The organism is Xenorhabdus sp. PB61.4 (assembly GCF_963894935.1).
GTDB classification, from domain to species: Bacteria; Pseudomonadota; Gammaproteobacteria; order Enterobacterales; family Enterobacteriaceae; genus Xenorhabdus; species Xenorhabdus stockiae.
Map to the genome: position 1 here is coordinate 31,292 of NZ_CAWQJR010000124.1, position 18,642 is coordinate 49,933.

Annotated in this window: 19 protein-coding genes and 3 tRNA genes; 14 read left to right on the forward strand and 8 right to left on the reverse strand. The window is 40.7% G+C overall.

Translation table 11 applies throughout. From position 1 onward, the window contains the following. Window positions 1-307: 307 nt before the first annotated feature. The 3 genes from AACX68_RS07145 to AACX68_RS07155 are packed head-to-tail and all read left to right on the forward strand — an operon-like array spanning window position 308 to window position 2,781. Window positions 308-1,645 (forward strand): cytochrome ubiquinol oxidase subunit I, encoded by a 1,338-nt coding sequence (locus tag AACX68_RS07145; RefSeq protein WP_228858642.1) that lies wholly within the window; start codon window positions 308-310, stop codon window positions 1,643-1,645. Beyond that, window positions 1,635-2,642 carry a cytochrome d ubiquinol oxidase subunit II gene (gene cydB, locus AACX68_RS07150; protein WP_228858643.1) on the forward strand — a complete coding sequence of 336 codons (1,008 nt, stop codon included), beginning with the start codon at window positions 1,635-1,637 and terminating at the stop codon, window positions 2,640-2,642. Before AACX68_RS07145 ends, cydB begins: the two co-directional genes overlap by 11 nt. After that, entirely contained in the window at window positions 2,623-2,781 is a 159-nt protein-coding gene (locus AACX68_RS07155; RefSeq protein WP_228858644.1) for a DUF2474 domain-containing protein, read from the forward strand. The genes cydB and AACX68_RS07155 overlap by 20 nt, the downstream gene beginning before the upstream one ends. Before the next feature lie 209 nt (window positions 2,782-2,990). On the opposite strand, the gene phoH is transcribed toward AACX68_RS07155, so the two are convergent. Both phoH and AACX68_RS07165 read right to left on the reverse strand, forming a co-directional pair. After that, window positions 2,991-3,788 carry a phosphate starvation-inducible protein PhoH gene (phoH, locus tag AACX68_RS07160; RefSeq protein ID WP_228858645.1) on the reverse strand — a complete coding sequence of 266 codons (798 nt, stop codon included), beginning with the start codon at window positions 3,786-3,788 and terminating at the stop codon, window positions 2,991-2,993. A 401-nt stretch (window positions 3,789-4,189) separates the two neighbouring features. After that, the gene (locus AACX68_RS07165; RefSeq protein WP_255705369.1) at window positions 4,190-5,194 is read right to left on the reverse strand and encodes an endonuclease; all 1,005 of its coding nucleotides are present in this window, start codon (window positions 5,192-5,194) and stop codon (window positions 4,190-4,192) included. Between the two features lie 269 nt (window positions 5,195-5,463). Here AACX68_RS07165 and AACX68_RS07170 point away from each other — a divergent pair, with 269 nt between their 5' ends. Further along, window positions 5,464-5,652 (forward strand): hypothetical protein, encoded by a 189-nt coding sequence (locus AACX68_RS07170; protein ID WP_228858646.1) that lies wholly within the window; start codon window positions 5,464-5,466, stop codon window positions 5,650-5,652. A gap of 141 nt (window positions 5,653-5,793) precedes the next feature. On the opposite strand, the gene AACX68_RS07175 is transcribed toward AACX68_RS07170, so the two are convergent. The 5 genes from AACX68_RS07175 to adiA all read right to left on the reverse strand — a co-directional run bounded on the left by AACX68_RS07175 (window position 5,794) and on the right by adiA (window position 11,220). Next, on the reverse strand, window positions 5,794-6,183 hold the full coding sequence (locus AACX68_RS07175; RefSeq protein ID WP_228858647.1) for a nuclear transport factor 2 family protein: 390 nt from the start codon (window positions 6,181-6,183) through the stop codon (window positions 5,794-5,796). A 113-nt stretch (window positions 6,184-6,296) separates the two neighbouring features. Further along, window positions 6,297-6,734 carry a universal stress protein gene (locus AACX68_RS07180; protein WP_099111437.1) on the reverse strand — a complete coding sequence of 146 codons (438 nt, stop codon included), beginning with the start codon at window positions 6,732-6,734 and terminating at the stop codon, window positions 6,297-6,299. 172 nt (window positions 6,735-6,906) lie between these two features. Further along, complete coding sequence (locus AACX68_RS07185; RefSeq protein WP_228858648.1) at window positions 6,907-7,335, reverse strand: universal stress protein; 429 nt, start codon at window positions 7,333-7,335, stop codon at window positions 6,907-6,909. A gap of 270 nt (window positions 7,336-7,605) precedes the next feature. Then, window positions 7,606-8,934 carry an arginine/agmatine antiporter gene (gene adiC, locus AACX68_RS07190; RefSeq protein WP_228858649.1) on the reverse strand — a complete coding sequence of 443 codons (1,329 nt, stop codon included), beginning with the start codon at window positions 8,932-8,934 and terminating at the stop codon, window positions 7,606-7,608. A gap of 3 nt (window positions 8,935-8,937) precedes the next feature. After that, a complete protein-coding gene (adiA, locus tag AACX68_RS07195) occupies window positions 8,938-11,220 on the reverse strand; it encodes an arginine decarboxylase (RefSeq protein WP_228858650.1) in 2,283 nt (760 codons plus the stop codon). 445 nt (window positions 11,221-11,665) lie between these two features. Between adiA and AACX68_RS07200 the strand changes: the two genes are divergently transcribed. The 10 genes from AACX68_RS07200 to AACX68_RS07245 all read left to right on the forward strand — a co-directional run bounded on the left by AACX68_RS07200 (window position 11,666) and on the right by AACX68_RS07245 (window position 18,113). Next, window positions 11,666-12,274 (forward strand): histidine phosphatase family protein, encoded by a 609-nt coding sequence (locus AACX68_RS07200; RefSeq protein ID WP_228858651.1) that lies wholly within the window; start codon window positions 11,666-11,668, stop codon window positions 12,272-12,274. A 193-nt stretch (window positions 12,275-12,467) separates the two neighbouring features. Beyond that, window positions 12,468-13,241, forward strand: a complete 774-nt coding sequence (locus AACX68_RS07205; protein WP_228858652.1) for a thioesterase II family protein — start codon at window positions 12,468-12,470, stop codon at window positions 13,239-13,241. Between the two features lie 122 nt (window positions 13,242-13,363). After that, window positions 13,364-13,738, forward strand: coding sequence for a hypothetical protein (locus AACX68_RS07210; RefSeq protein WP_228858653.1), 375 nt, complete (start codon window positions 13,364-13,366; stop codon window positions 13,736-13,738). A gap of 134 nt (window positions 13,739-13,872) precedes the next feature. After that, complete coding sequence (locus tag AACX68_RS07215) at window positions 13,873-14,274, forward strand: GFA family protein (RefSeq protein WP_228858654.1); 402 nt, start codon at window positions 13,873-13,875, stop codon at window positions 14,272-14,274. Window positions 14,275-14,598: 324 nt separating this feature from the next. Continuing rightward, entirely contained in the window at window positions 14,599-15,240 is a 642-nt protein-coding gene (gene uvrY, locus AACX68_RS07220) for a UvrY/SirA/GacA family response regulator transcription factor (RefSeq protein ID WP_228858655.1), read from the forward strand. Window positions 15,241-15,286: 46 nt separating this feature from the next. Next, the gene (gene uvrC / locus AACX68_RS07225; RefSeq protein WP_228858656.1) at window positions 15,287-17,119 is read left to right on the forward strand and encodes an excinuclease ABC subunit UvrC; all 1,833 of its coding nucleotides are present in this window, start codon (window positions 15,287-15,289) and stop codon (window positions 17,117-17,119) included. 56 nt (window positions 17,120-17,175) lie between these two features. After that, window positions 17,176-17,724 carry a CDP-diacylglycerol--glycerol-3-phosphate 3-phosphatidyltransferase gene (pgsA, locus tag AACX68_RS07230; RefSeq protein ID WP_228858657.1) on the forward strand — a complete coding sequence of 183 codons (549 nt, stop codon included), beginning with the start codon at window positions 17,176-17,178 and terminating at the stop codon, window positions 17,722-17,724. 142 nt (window positions 17,725-17,866) lie between these two features. Further along, window positions 17,867-17,942 (forward strand) — tRNA-Gly (locus tag AACX68_RS07235). 4 nt (window positions 17,943-17,946) lie between these two features. Next, a tRNA-Cys gene (locus tag AACX68_RS07240) sits at window positions 17,947-18,020 on the forward strand. A 6-nt stretch (window positions 18,021-18,026) separates the two neighbouring features. Continuing rightward, window positions 18,027-18,113: transfer RNA gene (locus tag AACX68_RS07245), tRNA-Leu, on the forward strand. Between the two features lie 273 nt (window positions 18,114-18,386). On the opposite strand, the gene AACX68_RS07250 is transcribed toward AACX68_RS07245, so the two are convergent. Further along, window positions 18,387-18,642, reverse strand: a 256-nt coding sequence (locus AACX68_RS07250) for a tail fiber assembly protein (protein WP_228858658.1), incomplete at its 5' end; no start/stop codon positions are given.

An 18,642-nucleotide genomic window follows, 5' to 3' on the forward strand; every position in this document is an offset into this window, starting at 1 on the left:
TCAGGTAGCTCTGTGGATTGTTTGGGTATTCTTCAATCGTTTTTCTCTTTAAAGTCTTCTTTAGCATTGGCATAGGGTACAGTTTTCACCCTAAATATAAATATCGATAATAAAATATTTATTTTCATATTATTGCTTCTACAAGTTCGATGTTTTCATATTGTGTTCAATATGTTAATAAATTGATATCATCAAACTGTTATATTAAATATATAAAAAACTGTTACTGTTATATGTTAAATATCCATGCTTTACTCATTAGTACTTTTTCATTGGTTTTTCTTATAACAAATAGAATGAGGTAACTATGTTCGGGTTAACTGCCCTTGAACTTGCAAGGATACAATTCGCATTTACCGTTTCTTTTCATATTATCTTTCCCGCTATTACGATAGGTTTAGCCAGTTTTCTTGCTTTGTTAGAAGGCTTATGGCTGAAAACACGTAATACAGACTACAAAACGCTATACCACTTCTGGGCAAAAATCTTTGGGATTAATTTTGGTATGGGCGTGGTTTCCGGTTTAGTCATGGCCTATCAATTCGGTACTAACTGGAGTTTTTTCTCCGATTTTGCCGGAAGCATCACCGGCCCTTTATTAGTCTATGAAGTACTTACCGCGTTTTTCCTTGAGGCAGGGTTTCTTGGCGTTATGCTGTTCGGCTGGAATCGGGTGGGTGAAAAACTCCATTTTTTCGCCACCTGTATGGTAGCCCTCGGTACAATTATCTCCACCTTCTGGATACTGGCATCCAATAGCTGGATGCAGACGCCACAAGGCCATGAAATTATCGATAATCAGATTATCCCCGTAGATTGGCTGGCCGTTATCTTCAACCCCTCTTTTCCTTATCGTTTGCTGCATATGGGAACAGCAGCATTTCTCGCTTCAGCATTTTTTATTGCTGCCTCCGCAGCCTGGCATTTGCTGAAAGGCCATGATTCGTCAGCCATGAAAAAAATGCTGTCAATGGCGATGTGGCTGATTCTGATCATTGCTCCATTGCAGGCATTTATCGGTGATTTACATGGCCTGAATACTCTGAAATATCAGCCTGCCAAAGTTGCTGCGATGGAAGGCCATTGGGAAAACCATCCGGGCGAAGCCACGCCACTGATTATATTCGGTATTCCCGATCAGGAAGCAGAAGAGACTCGTTATGCCGTCAAAATTCCCTATCTTGCCAGCATTATCCTGACACACAGCATTGATAAACAGGTTCCGGCTTTAAAAGAATTTGCACCAGAAGATCGTCCTAATGCTTTTATGGTGTTCTGGTCATTCAGGATTATGGTCGGACTGGGATTATTAATGATTCTGGCGGGAATCTGGGGGTTATGGCTGCGCTATAAAAAACGTTTGTACCAGAGCCGGACGTTTCTCCGCTTTATGCTCCTGATGGCACCTTCTGGCCTGATTGCCATACTCGCCGGATGGTTCACCACGGAAATCGGTCGTCAGCCGTGGGTTGTCTATGGACTGATGCGCACGAAAGATGCGGTCTCTGCTCATGGTGAATTCCATATGAGTATCAGCCTGCTTATCTTCTTTGTCGTCTACGGCGCTGTTTTCGGTGCTGGTTATGCTTATATGATGAAACTTATCCGTAAAGGGCCCAATAAGGAGTTAACAAATGGGTATTGAACTTCCTCTCATCTGGTTCCTGATTATCGTCTTCAGTACCATGATGTATATCGTGATGGATGGCTTTGATCTTGGGATAGGTATCTTATATCCCATGGTTAAGGGGCAGGCAGATCGCGATTTAATGATGAATTCTGTTGCCCCCGTCTGGGATGGTAACGAAACCTGGCTGGTACTGGGTGGCGCAGGTTTATTCGGTGCTTTCCCTCTGGCCTATGCCGTGATTCTGGATGCGTTGGCGATCCCATTAACTCTTATGTTATTAGGGCTGATATTCCGCGGCGTAGCGTTCGAGTTTCGTTTCAAGTCAGCGCCGAAACATCAGCCGATTTGGGATAAAGCATTTATTGCCGGTTCTATCATTGCGACTTTTATACAGGGTGTCGTCGTCGGGGCTGTTATTGAAGGCTTTCCTGTAGAAAATCGTACCTATACTGGCGGGAGTTTCGACTGGTTTTCACCCTTCCCGTTATTTTGCGGTTTTGGGCTGCTTATCGCTTATGGGCTACTGGGATGTGGCTGGCTGGTAATGAAAACCGAAGGGCATTTACAGCAAAAAATGCTCAGACTTCTGCGTCCATTAACTTTATTAATGCTGATAGTCATCACTATCGTCAGTGTCTGGACACCGCTTTCTCAGCCAGCTATTGCTGAGCGCTGGTTTAGTCTGCCTAACCTGTTTTTCTTTCTGCCTGTGCCATTACTGGTTTTATGGTCAGGCTGGAAGCTGCTGATTGCGAACCAAAATAGCGGTCATTACACACCGTTTTTGGCAGCATTATTACTCGTATTCATGGGGTTCAGCGGGTTAGGGATCAGCATCTGGCCAAATATCATTCCCCCTTTTATCAGCTATGAAGAGGCTGCATCTCCCCCTGAGTCTCTGGGTTTTATGCTTGTCGGTGCACTATTTATCATCCCAATAATATTGACTTATACCTATTGGAGTTATTATGTCTTCCGAGGAAAAATCACCCATGAACAAGGCTACCACTAAAACAGAACATTCACATTCTCCGCTATGGAAACGATTGGGCTGGATGATAACTATTTGGTGTTGTAGTGTATTAACGCTTTATGCCGTTTCGACTTTATTCCGTTTCTTAATGACAGCGGCGGGAATGAAAGTGAAGTAATTATTCATTTTCTGCCTGATTTTATTAGAACATAATCAATCGCGATATTTTTATACTAGATATTTGATTTAGTTATTCGGATTCTTTCTACAAATATTTAACGGCTTCATAATTGCAACATAATATAGAAAGCAATAAATGAAGCCGTTCTGTTGAACTATATATCCTTCACCCTTTCAATTACTCTTCTGAGCAATCTTTATTCCCAATTAGACTGAAGAACTATAAGCCTGCAATGCTTTTTGACATAACTTAGAGCGCACACAATCTTCCTGAGAAAAATGAATTACACCAATTGCTTCATCATTAAAAAAACGCTCCAGCGCATCTGCCAGCCCTGATTTGTTGCTGTCCGGTAAATCGCATTGGCTGATATCTCCATTCACAATAACAGTTACGTTTTCTCCCAACCGGGTTAAAAACATTTTCATTTGATTAATCGTCACATTTTGTGCTTCATCAAGGATCACAAACGCATTTTCAAATGTCCTGCCACGCATATAAGCAAAAGGAGCTATCTCGACTTTTCCAATTTCAGGACGAAGACAGTATTGCAAAAACGATGCGCCCATACGTTTTAATAACACCTCATAAACTGGGCGGAAATATGGCGCAAACTTTTCTGCCACATCGCCCGGCAAATAACCCAAGTCTTCTTCCGCCTGCAATACCGGACGTGTCACGATAATTTTATCAACCTCTTTATTAATCAGTGCATCTGCTGCCATTGCTGTACTGATAAATGTTTTGCCACAACCCGCTTCACCATCAGCAATAACCAATTGTTTATTCTTGATAGCGCGCATATAACGGTACTGCACTTCATTGCGTGGGCGAATTTCAGAGGTATCCCTGTTTTCACGTGCCATTCCAATCGCTTCTATTCCGCCAATCTGTACTAATGAGGTAACGTTATTATCATTGCGATAACGAGACTGACGCATATCTTTTTTTAGCATTCTCCTGACTTCACGGCGAGATTTCATCACTGCTTTTTGTCTACTCATAGTCGCACACCTTATCGTTGGCTTCACACTTGCGGTGTTCTATCACCGATATAGAATAACTGCGTTATATTGAATAGAAGTGAGCTCCCTTTTCAGCTCATTAAGACCCATAAAAAAACCGGTGATGAGACAACCGCCTTTCTGTTGGCAGTTCGGTCTTCATCACCGGTTCACTTCCTGACTGAATTGTAATTGTTTCAGTATCTGTCATCGGCATTCCTCGCATATCCGCTTTACCGTAACGTAACCAGACTAAATTTAGCGGACTATGATGTCAGTATAATGACAATTTTTTATTTATGACAAGGTAACAATTTAAATTTCACTGAAACATTTTTTAACTTTTGACTAATAAATCACAAAGCAATAAAAACATAAAATAACAACTCAGCCAATGTTAATTATTTTTTACAATTAGCGGCTAAATGATACCCGGCTTTCTGAGCTTCAGATTCTGAACGAAAATAAACCGCATTCTTATCTGAAGTGGTTTTATACCCTGAGCACTGAGAAAGATGATATATCATGCTATTTTTATTACCTTTAATGGCTTCATTTGCGGCGGGTTTAGCTGTTGATTTAGTCACTGAAACCGGTTCAGATACTGACCGTGCAGTATTTACATTTCGGCTATCAGTTTGCCCGGTAATCCCCTGACCTGAATTTTTATGCCCTAACTGCCACTTTTTGCTTCCAGTAACGAATGGATTGTGATGCCCCATAATCCGGGCGATACGATTATCTCTTTCCCGCTCCCAGGCTTCCACAGGATATTGCCGATCCCAGGCCATCATTAACTGCTGCTGCTGACGCGACATTGTCAGGTTATAACGGTCGTGCATATAGAAATAGACTCTGGCAACCATGCCTTTCACTTTGTCACGCGGTTCAAACAAACGTGATTTAAAATCAACTTTACTACTACAGGCGCCATACATATTGGGCAGATTTTTGGCAGCCATTCCATATCCTAAATTGCTGCGATCCCCATTTACTTCGCCAATAGAAGGGGCCAGATTATGCAGATCCGATTCTATTACACGAAATGCAGGGTCACTATCAACGCAGTTTTTTCTCCCGCCATTCTGCCAGCATTGTCTCTGATGACCGAATACCCATGCTGGTACAATATGCTCCCACTCGATGCGTTCAGCTCGGTTCTGCTGCGACCTTACATGATAGTTACATGAAGGCAAGTCAACGCGTCCGCCACTTTTACCAACCCATTGCCAGTCACAGCCACAATACAAAGTACCAACACCTGACTTTTCCAGCCCCGCATAAACATATTTTCGTGATTCGACTTTAGCCTGTTCAAAGTTGGCCGGAGCACTCCATGCGTTAAAAGATACAATAAACCCAAAAAATAAAAGATAATTTGCCCAAAGGCGAATATTATTGCTCAAAATAATACCTATTTACTTGTTGTATAATACCAATCTGTTATCCTGCCTGAATAGACAAATAAATGACACATTTTTTATGTTTTGAATCTTGTTTAATTTTTATTACGGGACCGGCTTGTTATTTTAGTTTGTCAAAACTAATATCACTTAATTCATCGAATAAGTTAATTTATTACAACTTTAAAGGCTCAAATACCTTGTTTATTAAGCTATTACACTCAATTTATTTGGGTAAAATTAAATCAACTTTAGAATATTTAATACTATAAATGACAATTAACGCTAAAATTGAACAGCTTGAACACGAGCTACTGGATGTTGTGAAAAAATATTCAGGAAATGAAGAAGTTACAATTAACACAATTAATACTTCAGAAAACAACTTACAAATTCAGGTTATCATCGCAGGTAAAAATCAGTTAGATATTACTTTAAATTCATTTTCTGATGAACAATGACTACATTACATGTCTGAAAAATAAGCAAAGGGAACCATCGTCGAATTAATGGCTCCCTTTATTGCTAATCTGTTAAGATTAATTAATACTTAAAATTGACATAATAAAAGTTAAGCAATATTAAAGTGATAATAACTGATATTATTTCCTAAACCCCAAATCATCATCCTGTTCATCACCGATGATCTTTCTGGTCAGTTCATAGCAGTGGGTAATTTTGCCTTCGCTAAGCAGGAACCTGGCAAATACTTCAAATTCCGCATGAGTTCCATCTTTTTTAACTACCTTGACTCGATGATGAGTATGAACATTATTCCCATTTTCCGCTACGGATAAGATATTAATATTCGTACTTATTAAAGTTTCTTTTAATACATTAATATGTGAAACGAAATCATTGAAGAGAAGCTCATTGCCATTGGCTACCTGAATATAATCATGAGAAAAATAGCTTTCAATATCTGAAGTAGTAACATTATCTGTTTCAAGCATATATTTTAAAGCACTTACTACAACAGTAGAATAAGACATAGTATACCCTTCTATAAACATAAGAAAAAATAATATTTATTGCCATTAACTATTAACCCCGCCAGATAAAAATATCTGACGGGGTTAATAAATAAACATTGGTACAACTTAGCTTAACGAACAACTAATACGGAAATATTCGCGTACCCCACGATCCCCGATGCATTAGAACCCAGTAGATGAGTTGAAATATCAGGCCTGCGTGAACCGACAATGATCAAATCAGCCCCGATTTCACGGGCAGTAGAGAGCACTTTATCTCTTGGTGAACCAAAGGCGACGGAAAACGATACTTTATCCTTCGGCAAGTTGATTTTTTCTACAACTTTCTTGAGTTCCTCTTCGGAATTTGCAATGGCTTTTTTCGCAAAGGCGCTCAGTAAATCATAATGATAGCTATAGCTTACAGAAAATCTCGAAATATCAGGCACCGAGTGAAACAGATGAACCTTTGCATCAGAAATTTTTGCCAAAAACTCCGCATGCTTGAGTGCATTGTCAGTCAGGTGATCTTCAGCAATATCTATTGGAACCAAAATCGTTTTATACATATTTACTCCCCTGTAATCGAATATTTCCCATCGTTTTCCAAGCCGTAGCTTTTTTCTGGCTGCATCTTGAAATGCGTGGGGTATAGCCGCTATACCATTACGTTTTTACAATTAGTGAAACCACAACAAAAACCACTAATAGCCGCTAAGCTGCAACAGTTAATTCAGATAACTACCTCACAACCAATACGGACGTCTTCGCATATCTGACGACTGCCGCAGAGTTGGACCCCAGTAAATGAGTGGTAATATTCGGCCGCCTTGAACCAATCACAATAAGATCAGCGCCCAGCTCATCGGCCATGGCAGTGATTTCATCTCTTGGTGAACCAAAAGCAATAGAGTAACTAATACGCTCAGCAGGTAGATCAATGGAAGCAACCAGCTTACCCAGATCCTTCTCAGCAGTAATAGTCGCTTTATCTTTAATTTCCATATAGCCTAATGCGTAAGCATTAATAATCGCGGATGAAATGGGTAATACATGTAAAATATGTAATTTAGCACCTGTTTCTCTGGCTATGTTAAGCGCGCAGTGAACAGCTTTGCTTGTCAGTTCATCCTCAGAGATATCTACCGGTAATAAAATAGTTCTGTACATAATGCACGCTCCTATTAACTCAACTACCTAAATTAGCTGATTCTACGAGTATATTAAGATCCGGTACTACTTACTGTGAGTTGTCTAACAACTCAACAACTTAGGGTTAAACCAGACTAATAAACAAATAGTTATATTCAGTGGATTTCAATATGTATTGGGTTCTATATCCCCCGGCCTGCAATATATTGTATTAACGAAATCAGTTTAGCCTAAAAAATAAAACAAAAAAGGTGCTGATATGCAGCACCTTTTTAAATATAAATTAGGTTAATCTTTTTTCTCTAACGGAAAAGGAGCCGGGTGTTTCGTATTGTAGTTAAAGGTGTACATGGCTGTGATGACCATCATAGCCACCAGCGTCCAGACGACTTCTTTTGCACCTGTACCCACTACAGCCCAGATACAGTAAACAAAGGCGATAAATGTAATCGCAATATAACGCCCTTTTTCCTGACCAAAATGGCCGTGACCAAGTAACAATAACGCAGCACAGGTATACAGATAAGGTATCAGGGTAAAAATCACTGAAACAGATGAAACCAGACTGAACTCTTTTGCCGCATTAGGAGAAATACTGCTGAATTGGACAACAGTCATTAAAACACCCAGTATCAACAGACCTACTACCGGGGTTCCGGCTTTGTTCACTTTGGCAAAGACTTTAGGAAATAAGCCATCATCAGCTGCGGCTTTTGCCGTCTGACCGGCAAGCAATGTCCATCCCCCCAGAGACCCCAGACAACCTGCTGCTGCACAGAATGCCACGATTGCGCCGGCTGTATCCCCCAGCGCCAGACGGGCAGCATCACCAAATGGCGAAGATGAAATAACCAGACTCGCATTCGGGATCATTCCCATAATCACACTACTGGATAAGACATAACACACAGCAGCAATTAATACGCCACCAATCGTGGCAATCGGTACATTTCGTTTGGGATTTTTAACGACACCCGCAGCAACTGAGGCACTTTCAACACCGATAAAAGACCATAACGTTACGTTTAAAGTACTTTGAATGGCGCTAAACGTATCCATGCCGCTGACGTTCCAGGCATCCATATAGGTTGAGCCGTTGAACCAGAACCAGCCAAATACAGCAACAGCGACAATCGGGATTAGGGCCAGCGTTGTCGCGACCGCCTGAACCCGGGTAATAACATGAGGGCCAATAATATTCAGGAAAACAAATATCCACAGTATTGCTATACAGGTAAATGTTGAAATAACCGGATCTTTCAGAATGGGGAAAAAGTAGCTGATATAGCCTACTCCAATCACAACCATCGCAATATTGCCAATCCAGCAGGCCAGCCAGTAAAGGACGTTAGTCTGATAACCTAAAAATGGCCCGAAAGCCCTCCTCGCATAAGCATAAGAACCGCCCGGACTATCATCCAGCGAAGAGATTTTGGCATAGACAATGGATAACCCGACGGCACCAATGATAGTAACCAGCCATCCAAGAATCGCTATTCCTCCTGTTGCCGCCAGACTCGCCGGTAGCAGAAAAACGCCCGATCCCATGATATTTCCCGCTACCATTAATGTAACGGGGATCAAACCCACTTTTGTTGATTCCGCAACTGTAGCCATAATTTATTTTCCCTTACGCTTTACGCACATAACGTGGTAGATACCATTAATGATTTCCGTCCCTTCCGTTTCATGCTCAAAGCCGGGAAATTCATGATCCCATTTTTGCAATGCATGCAGATAGCTAATCTGCGGACTGTTTTTATCACCGAAGTTTTCCCCTGACATCAACATAGGAATACCGGGTGGATAAGGAATAATTGAGTTCGCAGCAATACGATGAGGAAGTTTATCGAGCGCGACCAATTCCACATCATTGGTCACAATCGCCTGATAGGCTGCCCTGGGTATCATGTCAACTTCAGGCAGCATCGCGTATGCCTGATTCAGTTTCTCACCCGGGTTATTTTTGTGTAAATAAGCGAACATTTTGTCGCCCAAATCTCTTACTCCTGATGTGCTATAGACATCCGGATAATCGTGGACTAAATCAGGAAATACCTTACTCAAAGGCGTATTAGCATCATAATGATGTTTAAATGAAAGCAGGGTATTAAGTAATGTGCCCCATTTCCCTTTGGTAATTCCCATTGAAAACAGGAACATGATCTGGAAATCTGTGGTACGCGTCGGCACTATACCATGCTGGCTTAACCATGCTGTCACCAGTGCTGCCGGCACCCCCTGTTTCAATAAATTACCGTTGTCTCCCATACCCGGAGTGAGGATGCTGACTTTAATGGGATCAAGCATACTCCAGTCATTCGGCAAATCTTCAAACCCGTGCCAACTGTCACCAGGGTTCATCGTCCAGCAGCTCTGTTTTGTGGTCAGCAAATCCCGTGGAGCATCTGCAAAAAGCATTTTCTTGCCTGTGGCAGGATCTGTCACTTGCTCCTGATTCCACGGTTTAAAGAACCAGTCACCTTTTTTACTGAAATCCCGATACAAACGCGCTAATGCCTGACGAAAATCGACCGCTTCTTCAATAACTTCCTGAGTAAGCGAATAACCACTGTTGCCATCCATCATTGAGGTAGCAATATCATTTGAAGCACAGATCGCATACAGAGGTGACGTTGTCGCATGCATCATATAGGCTTGGTTAAATCTTGAAAAACCTATCGGATTACGACCATCACGCACATGGATAAAAGAGGCCTGTGATAGTGCATTCAAGAGCTTATGGGATGAATGTGTAGCAAAAACGGTTGGCCCTTTATGTGTTTTGGGGTCACCCCGCATGGCATAATGATCATGATAGATAGGATTAAAACGGGCATAACCATACCATGCTTCATCAAAATGAATTCTATCAACGCTTTTATCCAGCAGGTTTTGTACATGTTTGGCGTTATAGCAAACACCATCATAAGTACAGTTTGTCACCACAGTATAGACAGGTTTTTTCTTCACCATATCTTTGGTCAGCGGGTTCTGTTTCAGCTTTTTCTGGAGTGTTTTTGTCTCCATTTCCTGCGGATAAATCGGGCCGATAATACCGTATCGATTGCGGCTCGGTAGCATATAAACCGGCTTTGCGCCTGTCAGGATCAGCCCCTGCTCAATGGATTTATGACAATTACGGTCAATAATAACAATATCATCTTCTGTCATACAGGCCTGCATAATAGTTCGGTTAGAACCTGATGTTCCGACTACAACAGAATACGAATGATCGGCACCAAACACTCTGGCTGTATTTCTTTCACTCTCGCCGAACGCTCCGGTGTGATCCAGCAATGATCCCAAAGAAGATCGTTCAATTCCCATATCAGAGCGAAAAAGATTTTCTCCATAATAATCATGGTAAATACGACCAACAGGCGTTTTATTAAACCCTACTCCTCCCTGATGCCCGGGTGCCGCCCATGAATATTCATAGATTTTTCTGTAATTCATCAAAGCTGACATTAATGGCGGCAATAATTGCTGACGATAACGGTGCATCGCGGCAATAGCCCTGCCCGTAATAAAATCTGAGGAATCTTCAAGTATCCATGCGAATTCAGTTAATTGTTCCAACATCGCATGATCCAGTAAAAAGACCGCCTTTTCCCGATCACTTAATAAAAATACCGGTACATCTTCCTGACGCTCAAATAGCTTATTCAGTAATTTTTGGATCTGCTGATATAAATCGTCATCCATCAATGCACAACTGACCATTAAGCAATCAATGGGTTCATTAGCAGCAATTATCGTATAGCTATCATCAAAAGAGTCCGCAATAACAACTTCAACATCCCGTTCAATTAATTTATCTGCCAAGCGATGTATTGCGTTTTCAATATAATGACTATGATGCTTTGTACCCACCTCATTTTTTGCTATCAATACCTTCATGACATTTTTCCTTATTCTATCTTTACACGAAATAAAAAATAGACTTAATATTCTCTGGCGATTCCCCATAGGATGGTTGACACAATCAGGAAAATTAAACGGCTGTTATCACTTATGGTATTGCGTCAATTTTTTCACAGTGCTGTATGAGCCGTAACATCAATATTGATGATTTAATCACATCAGATAACTATTTGTGAGCATATAAGCTTTTGAGTTTAAAATTACTTTGATTAAATATAGTGGCTATTTTTTATAGTGCAATTCAGCAAATTCCATCCAATTAATCACCATTAATAATATAAACAGTGTAAATATAAACAAAAATCTTTTAATATTTATTTTTTAAGACCTATATGAAATTAGTTATTTTCCTAATTTGTTGCAGTATTAATTCATTTTATTTATAGATAAATTTAGTGATATTGAATGTAAGGAAGAAATAATGCGCATCATTGCAATACGGCATGCAGAAACTCAATGGAATATAGAAAGAATTCTTCAGGGACGTCTTGATAGCCCTGTGACTGAAAATGGTTTCCGACAGATAAATTCATTATTATCAGCAATAAAAGATTTTCCCATCAGCAAAGTGATTTCATCTTCTTCCGGTCGGGCCTGTACGACAGGTCAGGTTGTAGCAGATTATTTCGGTTGCAGGATGGAAATTAATGAAAATTTATGTGAGCAAAATTTTGGGATATTAGAGGGATTGCCCTTTGAACAGGCCGATTATCATTATCCCGACATTACATCACGGCTTTTTGCCGGAGATCCAACGGTAACTATACCTGAAGGCGAATCTACAATTGAAGTAGCACAAAGAGCCATCAGTTACATACAAAATCTGGCAACAAATAATAGTAATGCTACGATATGCTTGGTTACACATGGCCGTACTCTGCAATCCCTGTTATGGCAACTAAAAGGCGGTAATTTACAAGAGGAAACAACACGATATAGTCACCAAAATTGTAGTTACTCTGTTATTGATGTTAAAAATGAGAGAATTCATGTGGTTCGCTGGGGTGTTGCAACGCATTTATTAAAATAAAAACATAATCGTAGAAGAATCTTCGCTACCCTGTTTCATAAAACCTCAGGACTATAACAAAAAACCCTAAAAGCATTGTATTTTAATATTCGATAGTATGTTCCAAAGACAGTAGCTTTCTGTTAATGAAAATACAGAAATAATGAAAATCCTTTATTTTAAGGTATCTAAAAAATAACAATGGGATTCTATTGTGCACAACGAATACTCACCATACTTTATTAACCTCAGTCAGGTTTTTAACCCAGAAATCAGAATATTTTGCTTCCCTTATGCGGGAGGTAGCAACTCAACTTTTGTTCCTTTCGCCAGAAAAATCACAGAAAATGTTGAGTTTTTAGTCAGCCAGCCTCCGGGTAAAGGGGCTAGGTTCAAAGAAAAACCTTATGACAATATGCAAAACCTGGTTGAGGATATATATACCAACATCAAACCACTGTTGGATAAGCCATATATATTTTTAGGGCATAGCTTAGGAAGCCGGGTAGCTTTTGAACTGTTAAGAAAAATCGCTGCGGAATCATTGCCATTACCCATTGAATTTATTGCTTCCGGCAGCAGAGGGCCACAGGTTTCTGCCATTCGCAAACCAATAAGTTCGTTAAGCGACAAAGAATTTGCAATTGCATTGAAGGATTTCGGCCGCGTAAATCAGCAAATTCTTGAGAATGAAGAGTTACTCTCGCTGATTTTACCTGCCATAAAAGCAGATTTTAAGATCTCCGAAGAGTATTACTATATTGGAACAGAATCTTTCGCTTGCCCCTTGACAGTATTTGGCGGAACAGATGACCCGCTGGTAGCTGAGCATGAACTTTATTCCTGGTTTGATTTATTCGAACAGGATAAAAATGTTATTTTGTTTCAGGGTCGTCATTTCTTTATTGATGATAATCACGATTTGGTTATTGATGCTCTAACAAAGATAATTCATTCCAAAATATCCAAACGACCATTTAAAACCTGATCAGGTAATTAAAACGATACAAAAATTACGGGCTTCACATTATCTATGTAGCCCGTAAATTAATATTGATAAAAATAAAAACCAACGTACAATTATAAAAATTTATTGGTGGAGGCCCCGGCATGGAAAAATTTACTGATAAATTAATTAGTCTGGATCGTTTTCTCCTGCGAATACTTCGTTTCCTTTTACATGCGCTAGCTATTTTTTTAATTGGCATTATTCCCGGTGTATTAGGTTTTTTCCTCATTGAAAGCCATGCAATTCCTGATGCACTGTTAAATTCTGTTTCAATGATTGGCACACAGACCCTGCATATACAACCAACCAGCACACTGGGGAAATATTTCGCTGCTATTTATGGGTTATTTCTACAGGCTATCTTTTTTATTGCCGTTGGATTAGTAGTGACGCCATTCGTTCACCGTATTCTTCACAATTGGCATATTGATGATGGTGATGAAAGCGATAATAAAGAAAAGGAAACTAAACCTTAACGTTTTCTCTTTATGATTTAATATCAATAATTGTGATAAATATGGCATATTCAACAAAATAAATAATTAAACAACAACTGTATTTGATATAGAATTTTATTACTCACGTTTATCTAAAACACATAGGTAATACAATGAATAAAGGTCGCTGTTTGTGTGGTGCAGTAGAAGTAAAAACCAATGATCCTATTGATACTATCAATGCATGCCACTGTAAAACATGCCAGAATTGGGGAGGGGGACCATTTCTCTCTGTAGAGTGTAAAAATAATTTACAGATAACAGGAGATGAAAACATTGCAACTTACCCCTCTTCAGAATGGGCAGAACGCGCTTTCTGTAAAAAATGTGGAACTCATCTTTTTTATCACCTGCATCATCCCAGTACTTATTATGTCCCAGTAGCCCTATTTGAAAATAGTGATTCTGGAAAATTATCTAATCAAATATTTATCGATAGCAAGCCCAGCTATTACAATTTTGTTGAAAAAACACCAATGCTAACTAAACAAGATATTCTTAACTTATTTAGTTAATTAGCATTATGAGGGGAAACTCCCCCTCATAATAATTATCAACTTCAATACTCACGTAAAATTCATATTTCCTCTTCCCTGCTGAAATCAGTATAAATAGTTTTCATCGCAAACAAATCTCGTGTAAATAATTATTTCTATATTTATTTTGTTGATATGTAACAATTTCTTTCTGTTTCTTGCTAATACCAGTATAATGTTGTCCTTATTAGGCAAAATGTTTTATACCCGTTGGATTTCATGCGATGGCAATCATGTTGCAATTTGGAAAACAGTGGGAGACTTGAAAATCGAAAGTAGGTGTTACGTTGGTGGAGAAGTTGTTTGATTAATGTTTTGTTAGTTGATGATCACGAACTGGTTCGCATTGGCGTGAAAGGCATACTTGATGATGTACGGGGAATTAAAGTTATAGGTGAGGCTGGAAGCGGAGAAGATGCTATTAAATGGTGCAGATCCAATAGCACAGATGTTGTTATGATGGATATGGGAATGCCCGGTATAGGAGGCCTTGAAGCTGCGAAAAAAATAATTCGCTATTCACCTGATACCCGGATCATTATGTTGACCATCCATACCGAAAGCTCTCTGCCCACAAAAGTTATGCAGGCCGGTGTCAGGGGTTATTTAAGTAAAGCTGCCACACCTCAGGATATGATCAACGCTATCCGGAGTGTTTATGCCGGGCAACGCTACATTTCTCCTGATATCGCCCAACAAATGGCCCTCGATCAGCTATCTCCACAAAAAGAGAACCCATTGGATGATCTCTCTGAACGAGAATTGCAGATCATGACAATGATTACTCAGGGCAAGAAAGTGAATGAAATATCAACACTTCTTAACCTGAGTCCGAAAACCGTTAATAGCTATCGCTATAGAATGTTCAACAAATTAAATATCAAGGGTGATGTAGAATTAACCCATATAGCAATACGCTGTGGTTTACTTGATGCCCCAATATGATAAATCATAGTGGATGATAAAATGAGTCGGTGATGGGTGGTAAATCGTGGCAGAGCAATTTGATTCAAAAACATTTTTAAAAACAGTAACCAGCCAACCCGGTGTTTATAGGATGTATGATGCAACCGGGACTGTGATTTATGTCGGCAAAGCTAAGGATTTAAAAAAACGGCTTTCCAGCTATTTTAGGGTGCAGGTTAGCAGCCGAAAAACAGAATCTTTGGTGAAAAATATCGCTCAGATTGATGTCACTATCACCCATACAGAAACAGAAGCTCTGTTGCTTGAACATAACTACATCAAGCTTTACCAGCCTCGCTATAACGTATTGCTCCGGGACGATAAATCTTATCCTTATATTTTCTTAAGTGGTGATACCCATCCCCGCCTGACTCTATATCGCGGAGCCAAACACGCTAAGGGAGAATACTTTGGTCCATTCCCAAACTCCCATGCAGTACGTGACGCATTAGCACTTCTGCAAAAATTATTTCCCATTCGTCAGTGTGAAAATAGCGTATATCGCAATCGTTCCAGGCCTTGCCTGCAATACCAGATTGGTCGCTGCCTTGCTCCGTGCGTCGAAGGATTTGTCACAGATGAAGAGTATCAGCAACAAGTAGAATACGTTCGTTTATTTCTGTCTGGTAAAGATCAACAGGTACTGTCTGAACTCGTTAAAAGAATGGAAAACGCAAGCAAACAGCTTCACTTTGAAGATGCAGCACGCTACCGCGACCAGATTCAGGCTGTACGACAAGTCACAGAACGACAATCTGTCTCCGGCGAAGGAGATGATTTGGATGCTATCAGTGTTGCCTTTGAAGCAGGCATGGCATGCGTTCATGTTCTATTTATCCGGCAAGGTAAAATTCTTGGGAGCCGGAGTTACTATCCTAAAATTCCGACAGATACCAAATTAGATGAAGTCGTACAGACTTTCCTCGGGCAATTTTATCTTCAGGGTAGCCAGAACAGGACATTACCAACCGCAATCTTACTGGACTTCTCACTACCGGAAAAAGCGTTGCTGGAAGACTCTCTTTCTGAATTATCCGGCAGAAAAGTACATATCCAGCCCCGCCCCAGAGGCGACAGGGCTCGTTACCTCAAACTGGCACGCACCAATGCTGCTACTGCATTAACAACCAAACTTTCCCAGCAATCAACAATTCATCAGCGTCTGACAGCCCTTGCTGAATTTGCAGGTATCGGAAAAATCCGCCGGATGGAATGCTTCGACATCAGCCATACTATGGGAGACCAGACAGTTGCATCCTGTGTTGTATTCGACAGTAATGGCCCTTTACGCTCGGAGTATCGGCGCTATAACATAAGCGGAATCACAGCAGGAGATGACTATGCTGCAATGAATCAGGTATTACGCCGTCGATACAGTAAAGCTATTGATTCAGCGAAAATCCCGGACATCATCTTTATTGATGGTGGTAAAGGTCAGTTAAAGCAGGCAATAGAAGTCTTTCACTCGTTAGACGTTGAATGGGATAAAGGGCATCCTAAACTTATTGGTGTAGCCAAAGGCAGTGACCGCAAAGCCGGGCTGGAAACGCTATTTTTCTCTATAGAAGATGAAGGAATAGCCCTTCCTCCTGACTCACCTGCTTTACATGTCATTCAACATATACGTGATGAGTCTCACAATCACGCAATTACAGGTCATCGCCAGCGTAGGGAAAAAGCAAAAAAGACCAGTACACTGGAATCTATCGAAGGAATCGGACCAAAACGTCGGCAAATGCTGTTAAAATATATGGGAGGGTTACAACCTTTACGTAATGCAAGTGTTGAAGAGATCGCAAAAGTACCGTCTATCTCTTATTCACTGGCAGAAAAAATTTATAATGCGTTGAAACACTAAGATTCTTGATGCACCATACCGATAAACTTCACTTGGCCAGATAGTTACTAAGCATTATGCAATTAAATATTCCAACATGGCTTACTCTATTTCGTATTGCCTTAATCCCATTCTTTGTTTTGGCTTTTTACCTGCCTTTCCAATGGGCGCCGATGTTATGTGCCATCATCTTTGTGATCGCTGCGGCGACAGATTGGTTTGATGGCTTCCTTGCCCGTTTATGGAAACAGACAACACGCTTTGGCGCATTTCTGGATCCTGTTGCAGATAAAGTCATGGTAGGCACTGCATTAGTACTAGTGGCAGAGCATTATCATACTTGGTGGATAACATTACCGACAGCAACCATGATTGCGCGAGAGATTATCATCTCATCCCTTCGGGAATGGATGGCGGAATTAGGAAAACGTAGCAGTGTAGCTGTCTCATGGATGGGTAAAGTAAAGACAACGGCACAAATGGCAGCATTGGTTGCTTTACTATGGCGTCCAAATGCTGAACTTGAAATCGGTGGTTTCATCTTATTATACGCTGCGACAATCCTGACATTCTGGTCAATGTTTCAATATTTGAGCGCCGCATGGGCTGATTTGCGCGAAAGTTGATCCGAATGATGCAAAAACCATCGAACGAACGAGTTTTATAAATAATTGTGTTGACTCATTTCGGGAAATAAGTAGAATGCAACGCATCGAACGGCACATGAGGTTTACGAAATAAGTTAAGTAAATCAAGCGGTTTGAAAAGGCGGGAATAGCTCAGTTGGTAGAGCACAACCTTGCCAAGGTTGGGGTCGCGAGTTCGAGTCTCGTTTCCCGCTCCAAAAAGGCGCGTTGGCAGAGTGGCCATGCAGCGGATTGCAAATCCGTCAACCTCGGTTCGACTCCGGGACGCGCCTCCAAATTTAGCCCAGGTGGTGAAATCGGTAGACACAAGGGATTTAAAATCCCTCGGCTGTAAGGCTGTGCGGGTTCAAGTCCCGCCCTGGGCACCAAATTAAAAACCACTGATAAAACAGTGAGTTCGGGAATAAAAAAGGCCACCGCAAGGTGGCTTTTTTCTTTTCAAAAAACGTGTTTCACTATTCGTTCACTATATGTTTTCACTATATTTGTTGACCTCCGATTTAAGACCTCCGTTCTCGTTTCAATAACTCAACTCTTTGAAAACGCATATCTACTTATATATTTCCCCTATTCATCTAGAATCATCTATCGCATTTGCGCGTATTGGCAGCGCTGCCATTAAATCAAAGAAATCCTTTCCATCACTCCGGCTGTTCAGGCCAGACGATATCGGGGGCAGTGGAACAATCCACCCGGTTGAGCAGGACACGGTATTTTTTCCATTTGAGCAGTGCGGCTTTCTCTTCTTTCGTCGCCATCTCAAGGTCAACGGCGTCTTGCCAGATGTCGATTTTTTCTTTGGCTATATTGAGCAAGTAGCGTTTTTCCTGTTCTGCCTGTTGTACTTCATATGCGCGTTGGGATGCAATATCTGTTACCCAGCGTTTACCGTGCCAT